Source organism: Bifidobacterium canis, assembly GCF_009727065.1.
GTDB lineage: Bacteria > Actinomycetota > Actinomycetes > Actinomycetales > Bifidobacteriaceae > Bifidobacterium > Bifidobacterium canis.
Genome location: NZ_WNLP01000002.1, coordinates 89,811 through 108,018 on the forward strand (window position 1 = coordinate 89,811; position 18,208 = coordinate 108,018).

Here is an 18,208-nt window from a genome sequence, read left to right on the forward strand (position 1 = left end):
ACTTTATATTATGGAGTAATCATGCATGTGTTCGCACAGTACGCGCCGTTCGTGCAGGACTGGATCTACGAGCAGGGGTGGCAGAGTCTGCGGCCGGTGCAAACCGCGGCCGCAGACGCCATTTTCAACACCGAGTCGAACGTGCTGCTCACCAGTTCCACGGCGTCGGGCAAAACGGAGGCCGCGTTTCTGCCGATTCTGACTGAGCTGTATGAACACCCCAGCACTTCGATCGGGTGCCTGTATATCGCGCCGCTCAAAGCGCTCATCAACGACCAGCATGAGCGACTCAGCGCGCTGTGCGAGCCCGCGGATATTCACGTCACCGCTTGGCACGGCGACGCGAACCAGACCGCGAAACGCAAACTGCTACGCAACCCGAGCGGTGTGCTGCAGATCATACCCGAATCGCTCGAGTCGCTGCTCCTGAGAAAGCACAACGAAATTCCAAGATTATTCGGAGATCTGCGATTCATTGTGATCGACGAATTGCACTCATTTCTGCGCTCCGACCGCGGAGCACAGGCGTTCTGTTTGATCGAACGATTGAGCAGACTGGCGGACGTGCGTCCGCGCAGAATCGGTTTGTCTGCCACGATTGGCGATCCGCGCGAAGCCGCGCGATTCCTCGGCGCGAACTCGGGGCGCCCGACTGTTGTGCCGCGCTTCGAGCAGGGAAAGCAGACGTGGCGGCTCTCGATGGAGCATTTCTACAATCAGGATCCGCAGGCCACTGACGGCACGCCGCTCGAGCAGGCGGCGCGCGAACAAGACGGTGAGCTGTCCGATGCGCACACCAGTGCGCAGGCGGAGCAGAGCGGGGCGCGCAGGAGTCTCGGCGTGCTCGCAGATCCGGGTTTGCTGTATATTTTCGACCGCACGCGCGGGCGGAAGTGCCTGGTGTTCACGAACTCGCGCGAGGAGTGCGAGGCCGTGTGCCAGCAGCTGCATCAGTATTGCGAGGCGAGCGGCGAGCCGGATCGGTTCTTGATTCATCACGGCAACCTTTCGCAATCGGTGCGCGAGGGTGCCGAAGATCTGATGAAAGACGAGGACTCGCTCACCACCACCTGCGCGACGGCCACGCTTGAGCTCGGCATTGACGTGGGGCAGCTGGAGCGAGCGTTTCATATCGATGCACCGTTCACAGTGTCGGGTTTCTTGCAGCGCATGGGTCGCACAGGTCGGCGTGGGCAGCCACCGGAGATGTGGTTCGTGATGCGCGAAGAGCACGTTGAGCCGCGAGCCCTACTGCCGGAACGGATTCCGTGGCCTCTGCTGCAAGGTATTGCGCTCGTGCAGCTCTACGCGGAGGAGCACTGGGTGGAACCGCCGCGGCCGAACAGGTTGCCGTACAGTCTGCTGTACCACCAGACCATGGCCACGCTTGCGTCGGGCGGCGAGATGACGCCCGCCGAACTTGCGAGCCGTGTGCTCACGCTCGCCGCGTTCCACAACGTGAGTCAAGACGATTACCGCGAACTGTTGCGGCACCTGATCTCGAAGGATCACATTGAGCGGACCGAGGGTGGCGGACTCGTGCTCGGGTTGGCGGGCGAGCGGATCGTCAACAACCACAAGTTCCTCGCCGTGTTCCAAGAGAACATCGAATACTCCGTGCACGCTGGTAGTGAGGAGCTCGGCACGCTCGTTTCGCCGCCTCCGGTGGGTGAGAAGGTGGCGATTGCGGGGCGCGTGTGGATTGTGGAAGGCGTGGACCACCAACGGCACGAACTCTGGGTGCATCAGGTGAAAGGGCGCATTCCGGCGTATTTCGGGGATGTGGCTGGAGACATCGATCCGAAGATCCTTGAGCGCATGCACCGCGTGCTCACACAGAAGGAGGCGTACCCGTATTTGGGTCCGCATGCCATCGCACGATTGGTGGAGGCGCGACGCACGGCGTTTGCGGCGGGGTTGGATCGCGATGTGCTCGTCAATGTCGGCGCGAATACGTGGTGCCTGTTCCCGTGGACTGGAACGTATGCGTTCCTGGCGTTGGAACGCCTGCTGCGGATTCGTTGCGCCGAGCGGCTCGGACTTTCGCATTTCCAGTCCGTGCGGCCTTACTACATCACGTTCCAGATGAAGGTGAGCCGTGATGAGTTCTTCCAGATCGTCACCGAAGAGGCGATGCGAGACTTCGACCCGATGACGCTCGTCTATCCAGCCGAGGTGCCGGTGTTCGACAAATACGATGAATACCTGCCAACCAGCCTGGTGCGTAAGGAATTCGCATATTCCATCCTCGACATAGCGCAAATGCGCAAAACCGTCGCCTCGTGGAGCCGAGCCGATTCCGGTGCCTCAGAGCATCATGGCAATCGGGCATTGCCATCAGCACAGGAGTAGCCGGTGGCGAGCGCGCCTGCACCCCCGCGAGCACTCCGCACCACTGCGAGTGTGGCGGCGTCCGGTCCCATTTTGCTGGTGGGGATATGAAACCCTCAAGGACTCAAGTAGATAAGTGGGGAAAATGGCGGAAAATAGCGCTTTTGTGACTCCAGCTACTTAGAAGGTTGATGGTTTTGTATCCCCACCAGCAAAATTAGGGGATCGCGAGGAGGGTGGATAGCCCACTGGAGGCGACCACGACTTGAGTCACGAGTGGGTATTTTGCTTACGAGGCGACATTATTATCGAAAATCAAAAATACTGCGTTTGAGAACCTTTGAGATTCTGCGCTTTTCCATCGTTTGTACTTGCCGATGCCCCAACTAATGTCGCCTCGTAAGCGAGATAGCCTATGAGACGCTGCTCTCGCTTTATAATCGGCTATATATCTCGGCATAGGGCGGTGTGGCATGACGAATGATCAAAGTGATTCTAGCGAGCAACAAGATTCCACGAACAGTACAGGGGTGGAAGTTCAAACCTCAACCATTCGTGAGCTACTTACCGGCAAAGAGTTGACCGTACCGGATTATCAACGTCCGTACACTTGGACTCCTGACAATGTTCGTCAGCTGATTTCTGACATCAAACTGTTCTCGCGCAGTTATGACGAATACCGCATCGGCACAGTCATTATGCATGAAGAAGATAAAACGCATAATCTCGTTGATGGTCAGCAGCGCACAGTCACCTTCGCTATTTTGCTCAATGCTTTGCAGAACAGATTTAAGATTAGTGAAGATAAAAAGATTTCGGCTCATCTTCAGATTGTGTCTAATCCCACCACAGTGAGCAATATTCAAGCCAACGAGCAAGCGGTTGAGCGCGCGATTAATAATTGGGATGACACGTATGCTCAGCAATTTTATGACTACCTTTGGATCACTGTAAAGTGCTTATCGTAACTGTGCACGAGCTCTCCGAAGCGTTTCAGATGTTCGATTCGCAGAACGCGCGTGGCAAAGCACTCGATCCTACTGATCTACTCAAGGCGTTCCACATCCGTCAAATGGAGCAAGACGGCGTTACTCATGCTCGCGAATATGAGCTGGTGCGCCAATGGGAGCAAATACCTCCCGTTGGGTTGCACTATCTGTTCAACGCATTTTTGTATAGGGCTAAACAGTGGTCGCACGGCGTTTCGATTCGCGAATATGGTTTCACAGCCGCGCAAATCCCGCTGTTCGAGGGCGTTAGTATTTCGCAAGAAAATCCAGCAAATAATTGGAGCAAGGTTTACCTGCTGGCTCGGCAGTGCGTGAACAACTATAAGCGCGATAATGGTGTGCTTGAGCGATCAAAAGTCGCGTCTCAGCTTGAGTATCCGTTCCAAATTGATCAGCCAGTCGTCAACGGTGAAACATTCTTTGAATTCACCGAACACTACTATCAACTGGCTAGAAACCTCGGTTTGTGGGGAGAGCCCACACTTGAACTGAATGAGACATCCGGAGAAATATTCGACTTTATGCAGACCAAGGCTTCTACTAATTGGAGATACAGACAGGTGAAGGATCTGTTCTTCTGCGAGCTGCTCTATTACGTAGACCGATTTGGCGAGCAGTGTTTGAATGAAGCCATTCGTCTCTTCTTCCTGTATGCCGCACGTTTACGACTGCTCTTGAGGAGTTTGGGATTTGCATCGGTAAATAGTTACGCCCTCGCGTTATCGACACGATACGACGGGAACCAGCGCATGTTCGAGATAATTCGCAACGCAAAGGCTCCCGAAGATGTACTCGGTATTTCGCTTGACGAAAGGATTGAAGATATACCTCGAAATGAGGATCTATTGCAACTGTATAAAAAATTACGGATTCTTCGCATGGCACAAGCAGCGATGGAGATCGAGAATATGGTGCGCCTTTTCAGGGTGTTCAGAATCGTGACCAACTTGCCGATCGACTTCGTGATCTTGCAAAGCAAGGAATTACCGACCGCTGGATGCTCTTCCAACTGCTTGAGCAAAAACATGTGACCAGACACGAAAGTAAGAGCTGGCATTGGTATTCTGATGGTTTATTTGAATTTACAAGAAAAGATGACATTCTCAAATGGATTTCTTCGGCTATTCAGCCGGTGATTGCATCTGCCAATAGTGAATCAGATAACAATGATGGAGACGCGCAATGAGTGAAATAGTCGAGAAATCCGATGTCGTTTCTCTTGGTGATCTATTCACTGGTGAGGGAACATACGTCGTGCCGATCTACCAGCGCGCCTATGCATGGGGTCGGGATGAAATCGATACCTTGCTCAGTGACATTAGCAACGCGCGGAAGCAGGGGAGCCCGGCATACTATCTTGGTTCGCTCGTCCTTCATGAAGACAACCGAGATGGCAAAACCGTATGCACGGTGATCGACGGCCAGCAGCGACTCACCACCCTGTATCTGCTTTTCTCATATTTGAAGAACAGAAATTCGGAGGATCAGCCGTCAGTTGCAATGGATTCATGGAACATGACATTGGAGTTTGACTGCCGTGACCAATACACGCGTGCATTGCAGCAGTTGCGGAGGAGAAACGCTGATACCCCTGCTCAGAAGGGAGATGCTGTAGCTCAATCGTTGTATGACGGCTACGACCGGATTCATCAGTATTTCGAGCAGAATATAGGCGATGATTCAGCAGAGTATTGCAATTATTTGAAGAATAACGTGAAGCTCGTGCGAGACTTCTTGCCCGCTAAAACGGATCTCAATCACTACTTTGAAATTATGAATACGCGCGGTCAGCAGCTTGAGGCGCATGAAATCGTCAAGGCACGACTGATGTCTCAACTGAACAAGAAGTCGGATAGAGAGGCATTCTCCCAGATTTGGGACGCCTGCGCCGACATGGATCACTACGTGCAAGCCAATGTCGCAACAGATATGCGCGAGCGCTGGTTCGGCGGGGACTGGTGTTCTCCTGAAAAGTTGACATCACAAGATTTGTTTGGCACAGCATCGGCGACCGATGGTGAGGACTCCGGCGAAGAATATCATGAGCTGAAAAGTATTGAAGATATTTTAGGTGAAATTTCAGAGCACAATGAATCTGAAACTACGGATATCAGGAAAGTTTCGGAGGTGGAAGATCATCCCTCGCGCTATCGCCCGATTATCGACTTCCCGAATTTTCTGCTGCAGATTCTGTCGGTTTATATGCATAGGAAGCATGGGGATGTGGCGGATGGAGCCAGTGGTGGACAAAACGAAGTATCCCTTGATGACCAGCGGCTGCTGAACAATTTTGATACATATCTCATCAATGATGCCAACGAAGACTGCGTTCGTGAGTTTGCTGCCGAGCTGTTACTGGGGCGCTTTTTGTTTGACAACTACATCATCAAGAGCAGCGCCGATGACGGTCAAAACGACTACGACTGGATTCTGAAGAAATACAAGAAGACTGTGGACAGTAAGAGAAATGCAAGCTATGTGCTGGTGAATTCCTTCGGAGCAGATGACGGAGATGTTGAGACAGCTGAAACATCATCACAGAGGAACCCGTCGACGCAAAATAACATCGTTATGCTTCAGTCGATGTTCCAGGTAACGGAATCGGGCAGAACTTATAAGAACGCTCTGCAAGAGATGTTGCAGTGGCTGTTCAAGCAAGTGCGTGATGAGCATGCGATTGTTATTGGTGATGAAGCGTTCCAGCGAGACCTGCAAGAGTATGCGCAAAAGCGTTTGCGTAGTGTGCTGGGTCTGGATGAGTCGAGCGGTCCTGAGGAATCCGTGCAGCGAATCAGGGAAACGGTGAATCGGGGTGTCAAGACGAATCATTTCATCTTCAACTACCTCGACTATGCGCTGTGGAACATGCTGGCAGGGCCCGAGAATGTGGCTTCTTCTGAAATCTGCGAGAAGGTGCGCGTTGAATTCGACGAACTCAAGGAGAGGATTAGGAAAGAGGGAGTGGAACGAGGGAAGCCGTTAGATGTCAGTGCGTTCCGATTCCGGTATCGGGATTCCGTGGAGCACTTCTATCCGCAGAATCCTGTTGTCGGAGAGGGGTCTGCAACAAAAACAAGAATGAGCCATCACCCGAAGACAAAGACTCTTTTGGCAATCTGTGCTTAATGTCTACGCAAGAGAACTCATTGCGAAACAATTTGCTTCCACCGGCCAAGGTGAAGGAATTCGATATAGCCAGTCAAAGTCTGAAATTCCAATTCATGGCAGGAGAAACGCTGTTGAAGAAATGGGAGAAAGATGAGATTGAAGATGCGACAAACAAATGGGTCAAGTTGCTAAAGGAGCTGGCAATTCAGCCGGATAATCGTCAACCATAGCCCATCATTTTGCTGACGGGGATGATGGCTGAGGGCATGAGGCAGTATCAAAGGGCAAACGTAAAGAAAGGTGGTTGGGGCGGACAGAAGCGTGTTCGCCCCAACCACCTTGTACTGATGAGAGAAGGGGAAGGGAAGAATATTGTGTGGTTCACGGGCGGTCACACGAAGAAACTAGGAGAAGGATGAAGGGTGGAGAAACTAGATCCTTCGCATGACCGCGAATCCGTGAAGCTAGGGTGCTGGCTACGGCTCGCCCGGAAAATCAAGGGAGGCGAGCCGTAACCTGTGGGTGGAGGGAACAGGTGAAGAAAGAAGGTCAGGCGTTGAACTTCTGAGCCTGCGGAACGGAGCCCAGCGATTCCTCGTTGTTAGCCCATTCGGTGGCCCAGCCGTTCACAAATGCATCCTTGACCTGGCCCCAGTCTCCGGTTCCTTGAGCGTATGCCAGCAAAGCCGAAGAGAGATCGTCTTGCCACTGCTGGTCTGGGATCGTGAAGCTGCGAACCTCGGTCTTGCCCGCCTTCGTGTAGGCCTGTGCTGCCGTGGTCAACGGATTTTCAGGCTGGTAGTCCTTGGTGAATGTGGTGAACGGAACGGAGAAGCCCATGTCTTTGGCAAGGATCTTCTTGGCCGAATCGTCGGTGACCATCCACTTGATGAAGTCGAGTGTAGCTTTCTTGTCTTTTTCGGAAGCGTTCTTGTTCACCGCCCAGCTTGCGTCATACACGCCCGCAGGTCCACTCGCCTCCTCGCCCTTGATGCCCATGTAGTACGGCAGCATGCCGAGGTCGTCGTCGGCGACCTTGTTGTTCTTGATCTGCGAATATGCCCACACGCCGTTCGGGTAGAAGGCGACCTTGCCGAGTGAGAATTCGGATGTCACGTCGTCGTAGGTCTTCGAGCTGACCATCGTCGGTTCGGTCGGGCTGTTCTTCAGTTCAAGATCGAAAAGATCCTTGTATTGGTCGAGATACGTTCCCTTGATGGTCTTCGAGAACGTCGTGTTCATGTCTTTGTATTCGTAATACAGCGGAATGCGGCTCATGTGCGCGGTGAAACGGTAGGTATCGGAGGCGTCCAAGCCCGCTGTAGTGAACGCGCCGTCGAGTCCGAGATCACTTTTGTGCGCTTGAATGGATTCCGCGACTTTCTTCAACGTGTCATAATTATTGATTTCATCGGCGCTCTTGATCACCGCATAATCTTTTTGCAGTAGTCATTGATTATTTTCTTGTTATAAATTATTCCGTACCATTCCGCGGCGTAGGGCAGCGTGTACGATTTGCCGTCGATCGTGTAGGAATACGCTTTACCGTTGTCGTTGAGCAGTTTGAACACTTCGGTGTCTTGCAGCGGCTCGACATAGTTCTCGTACTTGGCGAACTGGTCGAAACCGGAGATGTTGAACATCGTCGGCGCGTTGCTCTTCGCGAGTTCGGACTTCATCGTCGTGTCATACGAACCCGACGCACTGGTCTGCACGTCAACTTTGACGCCGGTTTTCTTCGTATACATCTCTGCGAGCTGCTTGTATTGGTCGACTACTTCGGGCTTGTTATTCATGAAGTAGACGTGCCCATTCTCGGAATCCGAGCTATTGCCGCCGCACGCTGCCAGCGAAGCTGTCAGCACGGTGGCTGTGGCAACTGCGATTATCTTTGTGATATTGCGGTTCATAATTTCTCTTTCCTCGTTATTATAAAAATAAATTATTATAATTCTTTTATTTACTGCATCAGCCACGCTGTGGTGTCTTGCGGTAATCTGCCGTCGTCGGTGAGCGGCGCGGACATCAGCACCACTGCGCCGTCGGGCAGATCGACTGGCTCGGCGCCGAAGTTGGTTATGCTCACCCAGCCATTGGCTCGGCGGAACGCAATCGTTCCGCCGAGTTGGCCGTTCGCTCCGTCTGCGTTGCCGGAGGAACGATCTTCGCGAAGCCAGGTCAGCGACGTGTCTGCGGGCATGAGCTCGTGGCGCAGTGCCAGGGCTTCGCGATATAGGTTGAGCATGGAATCGGGGTCATCGTCTTGCTCGCTGGCTGCGTAGTGTGCGAACCAAGCGGGTTGCGGAAGATGCGGCTTCTCAGCCGCAGTGCCGATCTCGTCAGCCGAGACGCCGACTCCGGCGCGCTTGGTTTCCGGAGAGAAGCCGAACGAAGTGCCGTCCGCAGTCCAAGGAAGCGGCACGCGGCAGCCGTCGCGACCCTTTTCGGACTGCGCGCGAACGCGGTGGAACGCGGTCGGATCTTCGAGCTGATCCCAAGGAATATCGGCGACTTCGGGCAAGCCAAGCTCCTCACCCTGGTAGATGTAGGCAGAGCCGGGCAGTGCGAGCTCCATCAGAATCGCGGCACGTGCGCGGCGTGCGCCGAGTTCGCGATCTTCCGTGTAGCTCGTGCCGTCGCGCAGCAGCCAATCCTTGACGAATTGGTGGTGTGCCGCCGAGGGGACTTGGGGAAGCCCGTAACGCGTGGCGTGACGGGGAACATCGTGGTTGCTCATCACCCATGTTGATGTGGATCCTGAGCGCTCGGCGGCTGCAAGACCCTCTTCGATGGCGGTGTGGAAGCTGTCGCGAATCCAGTCGGCTTTGGCGAATTCGAAGTTGAACACTTGGCCGAGCTCGTCTGGAGAAGCATACAGATATTGGCGGTTCGGCGGGCACCAGGCCTCTGCCACGGCGAATGCTGGCGGATCGTATTCATTGAACACCGTGCGCCATTCGCGGTAGATGTCGTGCACTTCGTTGCGGTCGTAGAGCGGATGTGTGCCGTCGGTGATTCTTGTTTCGTCGCCGATGATCTTGAAATCGTCGAGATCGTCGCGGTCGAGATCTTTCGCCAAACCGTGCGCCACGTCAATGCGGAAGCCGTCTGCGCCGTGATCGAGCCAGAAACGCAACGTCTTCTTGAAGTCTTCGTGCACGTCGGCGTTCTTCCAGTTCCAGTCCGGTTGCTCGGCGGTGAACATGTGCAAATACCACTGGCCGTCCGGCACGCGAGTCCATGCCGAGCCGCCGAAACTGGCGATCCAATTTGTTGGCGGCAGTTCGCCATGCTCGCCGCGGCCATCGCGGAAAATGTAGCGGTCGCGCGCGGGGGAGCCGGGGCCTGCCGCTACCGCAGCCTTGAACCACTCGTGCCTATTCGACGAATGGTTCGGCACGATGTCGACGACGAGTTTGAGGCCGGCTTCATGTGCGGCGCGTGCGAGTTCGTCGAAGTCGTCCATTGTGCCCAAGTTCGGGTCCACATTGCGGTAATCGTCGACGTCGTAACCGCCGTCTGCCAGCTGTGACGGGTAGAACGGGCTCAGCCAGATGGCATCTACGCCGAGCTTTTTCAAATACGGCACTTGTTCGGTCACGCCGGCGATGTCGCCGAGGCCGGAGCCGCTCGTGTCTTTGAACGAACGCGGGTAGACCTGATATACAACGGCCTGCTTCCACCACTGCGCGTCTGCACTGTGCAGCGGTGAGCTTGTCTGCTGTGTCATCGTCGTCTCCCTCTCGTGTGCGTGTCATCTATGACAGCGCTTACATTTTGACTGAATTTGTATAGTTAACTATATATTCAGTTATATTCTCTTCTTTGGCAACTTCTTCAGTAATCAGAGATTGTGTCTTCGTTGACTGAGTTGTTGCTTAGAATGATAACGCTTACATTTTGAGGTTGCAAATCGGGAGTGTCTTCGGAGTGTTTGCTTGTAAAATCAACGATTAGCAAATATGGAAGCGATGATCATAATCATGATTTGTAGCGAATCTGCGAGAATGCTCTCGGCAAATTCAGCGAAGAATCATAGCGAGAATCACAGTAGATTTGGGGGAAGCGGCGCATGGCACGATCGACTATTGCCGATGTGGCGAAGCTGGCGGGCGTCTCGCAAGCCACGGTGTCGCGCGCGTTGCACGGAGCCGACAACGTGACGGAGCGCACACGGCAGAAGGTCGAGCAGGCGGCGGATCAGCTCAACTTCACGCTGTCGAAGAACGCGTCATCGCTGGCGTCGGGCAAAACTATGCGGGTGATTCTGCTGAGCTCAGGCAAGCTTAATGACTGGTTTGACGCCAACGTGCTCGAAGGTGTGTATGAGGTGCTCGATCCGGAGGGATACGACGTCTCGCCTGCGGTGATTCTCGGCAAAGAGGAGGCGGACGCGTATTTCGCACAACTGCCGAAGAACCGCAATGCCGATGCGATCATTGTTTCGTCGTTCCAACTCGACGGAACGCTGCAGCAACAGCTCAAGGGGATCGATATGCCCTCGGTTGGCGTCAACATTCCGTCGGCGTCGTTCTGCGATGCGTCAGTGGAGGCCGACAACTTCGGCGGCATGGAGAAGGCTGTGCGCCTGCTCAAATCGTTGGGGCATCGCAGCATCGCGTTTGCCGTTGACTACATTCCGACGAACATGGTGTACAGCACGAGCCAGCGCACGGAGGCGTTCCTGGAGGCCGCAGAGCAGAACGGATACGACGAAGACCATATCGACATCGTGTCTGCCGAGCCTCACGAGCGCCCCTTGCCGCTTTCGGAGCTCGCTTCGCAATTGGTGGCGCAACTGCTGTCGTCGCAGAGGCATCCCACGGCGGTGTGCGCGGAAACCGATGCAGTGGCGATCGCGCTGGTCAAAGAGCTTCGACGCCAGCATTTACGCGTGCCGGAAGACGTTTCGGTGATCGGCTTCGATGACGCCAACATCGCCGTTGCCGCAGACCTGACCACCATTCACCAAGACCCCGTGGAGCTAGGGCGCATGGCTGCCGCAAAAGTGTTGCAGCTACTGGGAAAGCCCATTCCGACTGATGTGCATGTTGGCGCTTTGCATGAGTCGTTGGAGCCAACAATCGTGTTGCGCGAAACGACGGGCCGCTCCGACTCCTGAGTTTTTCTCCTGCCAGCCAATAGGTTTGTTTTTGGAAGATCAGTTGTTGTTGCGGGCGGTTTCGGCGTCGGTCATCATCATCAAGGTAGTGGCCGAGGCAGTCGTTGTGGTTGGGATGCCGCTGGTTGCCAGTCCGATGCCCATCATCATATCCATCATGCTCATGGCCGTTTCCTTTCTGCTTGTTGGCCTGTTGTTTGCTTGATGGTTCTTACTGTATGTGGGCTCGTCCGTTGTTTGAATCGGGCTTGCGGATGAATCTACGCGCGCTCTTGCCGCCCTCTCAACCTTGAGGATGATACTTCAGGATGATAAGCGATGCGGACTCGTTCTATAACTGGTGTGCGTAAGTGTATTTACAATGGAAGGCGTTGGTTTAGTTTGGCTAAATATTTGCCATGATCGAGGAGGAATCATGAAGCTTACGGATTGGATCACTGATAGGACGCTGCCGTACATCGCTGCGGCGTCGGCGTGCAGTTCCGCGTCGTCTGCATACAGTCGTTCGGGAGCCAAGGGACGCTCGCGCATGTTCTGCGCGCTCGCGTTGGGCTGGTTGGGAATGACCGTGCTCGACATCTGGAAGTCGCACAGCGAGCAGCTTGAAGATAGCGCAGACTCTGACGAGTGATTTTCGCAGGCATTTCGCGGTAATTTTGCTTACAAGGTGACATTAGTGGGCATACTACTCTGTATGCATGGGTCAATATAGCGGTTTTCCGGCCGCTATAGCGGCTGATATCTCGGATAATGTCGCCTCGTAAGTGAGAGGTATATTCGGTGCACGTTGGTGGATGAGGAATGTAATCGGATGCTCGATGAAAAGTGCCGGTGACTTGCAACTCTTTTGTTCATGTTCTGGCTCCTACATACATCTTTCGAAAGCTTACGAATATACTGGAATACATTGCTGTTGCTGTTCACAGGAGAATCATATGGCGATGATCCGTTGCCCCGAATGCGGAACTAATATCTCCGACCGTGCAAAACGTTGCCCGTACTGCGGTTTTGAAAGCGAAGATAATACACGGTCCATCGCAACGCAAGACGAGTATCTACCTGCGCTGTCGGTGAAGATGGCAATCACCCGTTGGGATCCTCTCAATGCTCAGGAAGAGGATGAGGAAGAGATGTCAGAAATCGAGCTTGTAGATCTGGCTCCCGCTGACAGTAAGAGACTCGGCAGATTGCTGGGCAGCTGGGATCGGCTTGTAGTGGCGCTTCCCGCGCTTGCGGAAGCTATTCGTGCTATGGCGATGAATGAAACGGAAACTCGGTGGGTTGCCGATCTTCCTGCTTATTACTGCAAGCTTATCGATGAAGGAAAGCTTGTTCTGAAAGAGAGCGAAGGTGGCCTGCTGCCTGTTCTCTTCGATGAGAAAGGCCATTTCGCCAAGCAGGTGCGCCTCAAAGAGGTGGCCTCTAATCCGGAGCTGTTGCATTCGTTGCGGCATTTGGAGACCCAAGCTGCAATCGCGATGGTTGCCGCGCAGATAGAGCACATGGGTGAAATGATTGAATCGCTGAGCAAGGATCTACAGAACGATCGCTTGGCGATTGCAGATAGCGCATGGGACAAGTTGCGGCAGGCTCAGATGATTCCAGAGGGTCGCGCTCGCGATGAATATGTCCGTGTAGCACTCTCCACGGCTACAGATGCAAAGCGCACACTGATGAGAAACTTTGTTGAACGTCAGCGTGTGATTGAGGGGAATGACAGTGGCATTTTCGCCATTGCAAAGAATGTGGTGACAGGGAACGCTGACCTTGCAGAAAAAGCTGCGTCGGACGCTATGCAAGACCTTGTGGCCATAGCGAACATGGTACAGGTGGAATGCCAGGGTCACATACTGCTCAACCAGGTAGACGCTGCTCAAGAGAGTCTTCTGGAGTTCGCTGAATTTGTTGAAGATCGAAGGCTCGATGATGAGAATACGCTGCTAGATCTCAACGGACCTCTTGACGTAGAGGTAGGCGGGCAGAAACTGATTGAACAATTCCAGCAGATTATAAAGCGGACGAAGCAACTGCATTCTGAGCTGGAGGCCGGAGATACGGCAGATGCCATTACTGCTAGTGTTCAGGATACTGATTCGAAGCAGATTGAAGATGAAAAGGAAGTTTCTGCTGATGTTCCAGAAGAAGAATAAAGACAATAACGATGACGCGCAAGAGATTGAGACCACAGAAGCACAAACGACTAAAAGCCGAAAATGCGCTTCGTGTGGTAAGCGAATCTCGTTGAAGAGAAAGAGCGATTACTGCTATCGCTGTGACATGAAGTGCGCAGAGACAGGATTCGGAATCGCAGGTGTCGTCGCGCTGGGTGGTATGGCAGTCAAAAAGTACGGTCCGAAGGTTCTTCAAACTGTTATAAAAAACGTTAAGAAATGATTTGATTTAGTAACGGCTTTGCACATGAGGGCAGACGCTTTGCGGTGTTGACGTCGATGCGGATCTTCAACTTCTCGTTGAAACCGTATTCTCCGCCCTCTTTCATTTATCTCTGGCCATTGAGTATACGATAAGCGGTACGGCAAAACCTATACTTGTGAGCAGTCTGCTAATGGTGATTGTTATGCGGATTAAGCATCAAGAGCGTCATTTTCAATCTCGGCATCTATTGGCAAAGATGAAGATTCTTATATACTTGACATAGTCCTAATGGGCTGGCCAGTGCTCTTTAGACCAAACTGTGTTTAGATCCTTTAGGGTGTAAAAGATAAACTATTATACAATACCATTGTTATTGCGGTATTATATCCAACATGCTGATCGATAATGACTGGCCTGTTGACGATGATACGTTCCGCTCTGATGAAGAAGTCACGGATCTTCCCTCGTTTGTTTTACTGTCTGATTTCCTGAAAGTTGCTACATGGCTGTGTGAGCATGAGCAAAGTGAGTCGCATCCATTTGCCCTATCCGTTAGTGAGAATGCTCCATCGGATATTAGAGGTATTACGCAGCAGCTTAATAGTCTCACCGCGAGAGACTTTCTTATTGGTGGCGAATCGCAAGAAGATGTAGTTCTTGCGATTAAAGAAGCTCCAACAGACAAAGCGGATTGCTTCTCTGACAATCTTAGTCAAGTACTTTCTGGATTTGATGAACGAGATTTTGATATTTTTGTAAGGCGTTTCACAAAAACAATTCCCGATTCCTTGAGTTCAATAGGTGATGATTATGGGATCAGTCGGGAACGCATCCGTCAGCTAGAAGCAGAGATTCGTAAACGGTTAGCTCCAGTATTCAAAAGATTTAAAATCTGGTCAAAACTCACCAATCTTTTTGATCAGGGTATACCTTTCTTGACCTGTGAACAAGCAACTCTGCGCTTCCCAGAACTCAATGACGTATTGCCTGGGCTGAATGCTCCCCTGGCTAACATTATCTTGTCTCAGTATAACCATCAGATTCAATTGGAAATTAAAGATGGATGGGTCGCAGCGCCAACAATTAAAGATGCGCAAACTTTCTTTGACAATTCACTTGAGCGGTTTGCTAATAAATATGGTGTGCTGCCCGAGGATAGCCTCGCAAAATATGTTTTCGTGATAAAAATAAGGAAGGCTCTATAGAAATTACTAAAAATTGGTTGCAGTATTCCGCTGCCGCCTTCTATAAAGGCCATGTGATTTTGCAGCCAACGAAAACGCGTATGTCTATGGCCATTCTCTCAATTGAGCATAAGCCTATGAGTGCGGAGGAAATAGCTGCTGCCATTCAATTGGGTACAAATATTGTAAATGTAAGCAATATGCTATCTGCAAATCCTGAAACTGTACGAGTCAATAAAGATGATTGGGGCCTACGTGAATGGGATATGAAACCATATGTCTCTATTCGCCAAGTGATATATGACAAAATTCAAGCTTATGGCGGGGCGATAGATCAAAACAACTTATAGATGAGCTTGTTGATGAATATTCGCTCAATGCAAAACAATTTACCATTATTGCAGTGGTTCCCCATTCCGTACGGTAAAAGGTGTGATTTCTATCGCAAACGAGGAGACAAACGATCCGATCGTTGCAATGATTGAAAAGCACATATACCATATTTTGATTATCGAGATAAGGGTGGCAGTCTTTGGGTTATTGGTGGTTATGAAGAATTGAAAGAGTTTATGAATGGGTTACGTGCGAAGGGAGCTGATTTTCATTACCGATCCGGAGGTGGACGAGTAACCCAAGGACAAGATGCTTGGTGGTGGAAGGGATAAGGGTAATTGCAAGTATCATCTCATCGAAAACTGCCAATCACACGTCCATCTTCCGTCTTCCACTCTTTCCAGCCGTTGCATGCCCGTCCGATTGCAAAGACTCCAGCGGCAGATGGTGTGTCAAAATGCATGTCCTTGATCACTACGCCGGCTTGGTCGACACATTCCCGCCGTTGCGCACCGATTCGGGTGTGTGGATCTATGCTGGCTCCTTCAGTTGTTGATACACGTTGTCCGGCTGGAATGGTCAGCTCACCATCCTCTACGATCATCTGAACATGAAGTGGCGGCTTCTTCCTGACAAGGTAATACGTGCCGTTAGGAATTTTCAGCACATCGGTGTGCTCGTGGTGCTGTTTGGTCGCTTCGGCAAACACCTGTTCCTTGGGCTCTGCTTCTGGGTAGATCTGTCGTCCTTCGAACGACGAGAGTAGTTTGACTGCCAGATCTATATCGAGTGCGAATAACTCGGATTCGCTGACGCGTGCCTTAGAGAAGATTTCATCGAGCATTCGCTCTTTCTCATCGTAGTCTTCAACTTCAATCGCAAATCGACGTTTGAAGCTCGTGACATTGCGATAGCCGTCAGTCTCCAATTTACGCATGCGTTCGGGGAAATTTCTGGTTTCGGTCTTGCCTATCTTTATAAGTCCTTTTACTGCAGAAGACATCACATAAAGTACGCCAGTTGCCATCGTCGATCCTGCCTTCATTATCGGTGTAGTTGTATTGTACGCGCCGAAAGCAGTCGTAAAAATATAAGTATTACGGCATGCAGGTGCATGCATGTCATTGGTTCTCATAGAGCGCGTCGCAACAAGCAACGATATAGACTAACCCATATATTTTGTTTAAAAATACGAGTATGGAGTGATGATCATGAAGGGACTCAATCTTATTACTGCGCAAGAGCTTGCACTCATTCAAGGAATGACGCCTCCTGCGGAGGCGGACCAAGAGAAAATCGACGCTATTGACGAGGCAGTATGGGAAGCCAGATCAGAGTGGGAAGACGACGACAATTACGATGACTCCAATGATCCCTACATTACCTGCATGTCGCAAGATTTCATCCTGAATGCCGAATTCCTGCCTTATGATGCCAATGCGTCGATGGAATCCATTGCTGATGCAATTATCGAATCTACTCCAGCCACACTCGTGTTGGATTCCAACGAAGAAGACTCTGAATCAAAACCAGTCAAAGTGGTTTCTGTCACATTCCATGCTAATACCGTGACGCAAGAGCAGACAGACGAATTATTGAATCTTATCGTTGCTCACTATGGAAAAGACCCCAAATTGGGCGTCATGGTACAGACCCCAGCTCCCAATCCAAATCTCATCACCATACTTTCTACTTACTGATTATTGAAGGGTGAAGTTCGATCTCACCGTCGCGCGGAGCTGGCAATTGGATGTCGCTTGTTGTCGGCTCCGCAGCACTATTCACGTGGCAAACAGTCGTGCTGAAGAAAATGCCGAGGGAGCACCCCGGCGATCTGGAGATCCCGTTTCACAGGGGATCTGTAAGCAACAGCATAACAATGAGCCTATAGGAAAGCAGAGCAGCTTTTCACCTGTGTGCAGCTTATGCTCAGTCGTTTTCTGATGCGAATATTCTTGATATTGTCTACCTATGTAGTCGCATTGTGGTCCTAATAAAAATTCAGGATGCAAAAGATCGATTCATCTCATTAATTGCAATGTCTTATCAATGCATGAAAGTGCATGTTGTGTTCAAATAATCGTACTTTGTTTAAACATTGTGTGGAATTCGTTATGATAATTCACAATCAGCGTTAAAAATATAGGTTGATAGCAAATCTTAAATATCTATTGCACCTATGTTGCGCTGTTGAAGAGTAGAGAAAAATAAGGAGTGCAGATGAGAAAATCAATAATGAGTAAAATCTTTGTTATATTGACTTGTTTTGGTTTAATTGTTACTTTTGCTGCGTGTTCTGGTCAGAAAGAATCTGGTCCTGACTATGCGGATGATGAGGCGATGTCTGTCATTTCCCAAGGGTTGGAAAAACGCTTTGCGATAGTTGATCAACAAGATTCTGATGATAATTCTGGTGCGAAAACAGTGCGCGAAGCAGTTAACACGGAGTTGAATACTGATAAGCCTTTAAAAGATCGTCAGTACGAAAATTCGAAACTGCAGGAACAGGTTATTGGTTACATTAATGTTCTTGAAGAGTCCCTTGGCGTGATTGACAAATACTCCTATGAGTCCACTGAGTATGTAGAAAATGGACAGAAGTTTATGACAAGAGAACACAGATTCTCAAAACTTTTGTAGATGATTATGGTCTGAAGGTAAGCGCGCAATATGAGAACACGCTTAAAGATCTAGTTGCTAATGGTACTTCTGCGGCGAAAGAAAAAGAGGAGAAAGAAGCGATC

General features: G+C 51.2%; 17 protein-coding genes and 1 pseudogene. 14 read left to right on the forward strand and 4 right to left on the reverse strand.

What is annotated here, in order from left to right:
* Positions 1-21: 21 nt before the first annotated feature.
* The 6 genes from GSD1FS_RS02765 (at position 22) to GSD1FS_RS09475 (ending at position 6,679) form a co-directional block, all read left to right on the forward strand.
* On the forward strand, positions 22-2,352 hold the full coding sequence (locus GSD1FS_RS02765; protein WP_155588277.1) for a DEAD/DEAH box helicase: 2,331 nt from the start codon (positions 22-24) through the stop codon (positions 2,350-2,352).
* 452 nt (positions 2,353-2,804) lie between these two features.
* Positions 2,805-3,299, forward strand: coding sequence for a DUF262 domain-containing protein (locus GSD1FS_RS02770; RefSeq protein WP_155588278.1), 495 nt, complete (start codon positions 2,805-2,807; stop codon positions 3,297-3,299).
* 29 nt (positions 3,300-3,328) lie between these two features.
* Positions 3,329-4,372 carry a DUF7834 domain-containing protein gene (locus GSD1FS_RS02775; RefSeq protein ID WP_155588279.1) on the forward strand — a complete coding sequence of 348 codons (1,044 nt, stop codon included), beginning with the start codon at positions 3,329-3,331 and terminating at the stop codon, positions 4,370-4,372.
* Positions 4,369-4,527 carry a hypothetical protein gene (locus GSD1FS_RS02780; RefSeq protein WP_155588280.1) on the forward strand — a complete coding sequence of 53 codons (159 nt, stop codon included), beginning with the start codon at positions 4,369-4,371 and terminating at the stop codon, positions 4,525-4,527. Before GSD1FS_RS02775 ends, GSD1FS_RS02780 begins: the two co-directional genes overlap by 4 nt.
* Positions 4,524-6,467, forward strand: coding sequence for a DUF262 domain-containing protein (locus GSD1FS_RS09470; RefSeq protein ID WP_196425007.1), 1,944 nt, complete (start codon positions 4,524-4,526; stop codon positions 6,465-6,467). The genes GSD1FS_RS02780 and GSD1FS_RS09470 overlap by 4 nt, the downstream gene beginning before the upstream one ends.
* Positions 6,467-6,679, forward strand: coding sequence for a hypothetical protein (locus GSD1FS_RS09475; protein ID WP_196425008.1), 213 nt, complete (start codon positions 6,467-6,469; stop codon positions 6,677-6,679). Before GSD1FS_RS09470 ends, GSD1FS_RS09475 begins: the two co-directional genes overlap by 1 nt.
* 319 nt (positions 6,680-6,998) lie before the next feature.
* On the opposite strand, the pseudogene GSD1FS_RS10370 reads toward GSD1FS_RS09475, so the two are convergent.
* Positions 6,999-8,359, reverse strand: a pseudogene (locus GSD1FS_RS10370) (ABC transporter substrate-binding protein).
* Between the two features lie 50 nt (positions 8,360-8,409).
* Positions 8,410-10,179, reverse strand: a complete 1,770-nt coding sequence (locus GSD1FS_RS02800; RefSeq protein WP_155588281.1) for a glycoside hydrolase family 13 protein — start codon at positions 10,177-10,179, stop codon at positions 8,410-8,412.
* Positions 10,180-10,521: 342 nt separating this feature from the next.
* Between GSD1FS_RS02800 and GSD1FS_RS02805 the strand changes: the two genes are divergently transcribed.
* Entirely contained in the window at positions 10,522-11,571 is a 1,050-nt protein-coding gene (locus GSD1FS_RS02805; RefSeq protein ID WP_155588282.1) for a LacI family DNA-binding transcriptional regulator, read from the forward strand.
* A 39-nt stretch (positions 11,572-11,610) separates the two neighbouring features.
* On the opposite strand, the gene GSD1FS_RS10120 is transcribed toward GSD1FS_RS02805, so the two are convergent.
* Complete coding sequence (locus GSD1FS_RS10120) at positions 11,611-11,736, reverse strand: hypothetical protein (RefSeq protein WP_281349825.1); 126 nt, start codon at positions 11,734-11,736, stop codon at positions 11,611-11,613.
* 250 nt (positions 11,737-11,986) lie between these two features.
* On the opposite strand from GSD1FS_RS10120, the gene GSD1FS_RS02810 reads away from it, so the two are divergent.
* The 5 genes from GSD1FS_RS02810 (at position 11,987) to GSD1FS_RS02830 (ending at position 15,481) form a co-directional block, all read left to right on the forward strand.
* Positions 11,987-12,202 (forward strand): hypothetical protein, encoded by a 216-nt coding sequence (locus GSD1FS_RS02810; protein ID WP_155588283.1) that lies wholly within the window; start codon positions 11,987-11,989, stop codon positions 12,200-12,202.
* A gap of 304 nt (positions 12,203-12,506) precedes the next feature.
* Positions 12,507-13,721: a zinc ribbon domain-containing protein gene (locus tag GSD1FS_RS02815; protein WP_196425009.1), complete on the forward strand. Its 1,215-nt coding sequence runs from the start codon at positions 12,507-12,509 to the stop codon at positions 13,719-13,721.
* Entirely contained in the window at positions 13,702-13,965 is a 264-nt protein-coding gene (locus tag GSD1FS_RS02820) for a hypothetical protein (protein WP_155588285.1), read from the forward strand. The genes GSD1FS_RS02815 and GSD1FS_RS02820 overlap by 20 nt, the downstream gene beginning before the upstream one ends.
* 374 nt (positions 13,966-14,339) lie before the next feature.
* Positions 14,340-15,152 carry a sigma factor-like helix-turn-helix DNA-binding protein gene (locus GSD1FS_RS02825; protein ID WP_155588286.1) on the forward strand — a complete coding sequence of 271 codons (813 nt, stop codon included), beginning with the start codon at positions 14,340-14,342 and terminating at the stop codon, positions 15,150-15,152.
* A gap of 80 nt (positions 15,153-15,232) precedes the next feature.
* On the forward strand, positions 15,233-15,481 hold the full coding sequence (locus GSD1FS_RS02830) for a hypothetical protein (protein WP_155588287.1): 249 nt from the start codon (positions 15,233-15,235) through the stop codon (positions 15,479-15,481).
* A 335-nt stretch (positions 15,482-15,816) separates the two neighbouring features.
* Here GSD1FS_RS02830 and GSD1FS_RS02835 read toward each other — a convergent pair whose 3' ends face one another.
* Positions 15,817-16,491, reverse strand: coding sequence for a DUF4357 domain-containing protein (locus GSD1FS_RS02835; protein WP_196425010.1), 675 nt, complete (start codon positions 16,489-16,491; stop codon positions 15,817-15,819).
* 184 nt (positions 16,492-16,675) lie between these two features.
* Between GSD1FS_RS02835 and GSD1FS_RS02840 the strand changes: the two genes are divergently transcribed.
* Both GSD1FS_RS02840 and GSD1FS_RS02845 read left to right on the forward strand, forming a co-directional pair.
* Positions 16,676-17,164, forward strand: a complete 489-nt coding sequence (locus GSD1FS_RS02840) for a hypothetical protein (RefSeq protein WP_155588289.1) — start codon at positions 16,676-16,678, stop codon at positions 17,162-17,164.
* A gap of 520 nt (positions 17,165-17,684) precedes the next feature.
* Positions 17,685-18,104: a hypothetical protein gene (locus GSD1FS_RS02845; RefSeq protein WP_155588290.1), complete on the forward strand. Its 420-nt coding sequence runs from the start codon at positions 17,685-17,687 to the stop codon at positions 18,102-18,104.
* The last annotated feature ends 104 nt before the right edge of the window (positions 18,105-18,208 follow it).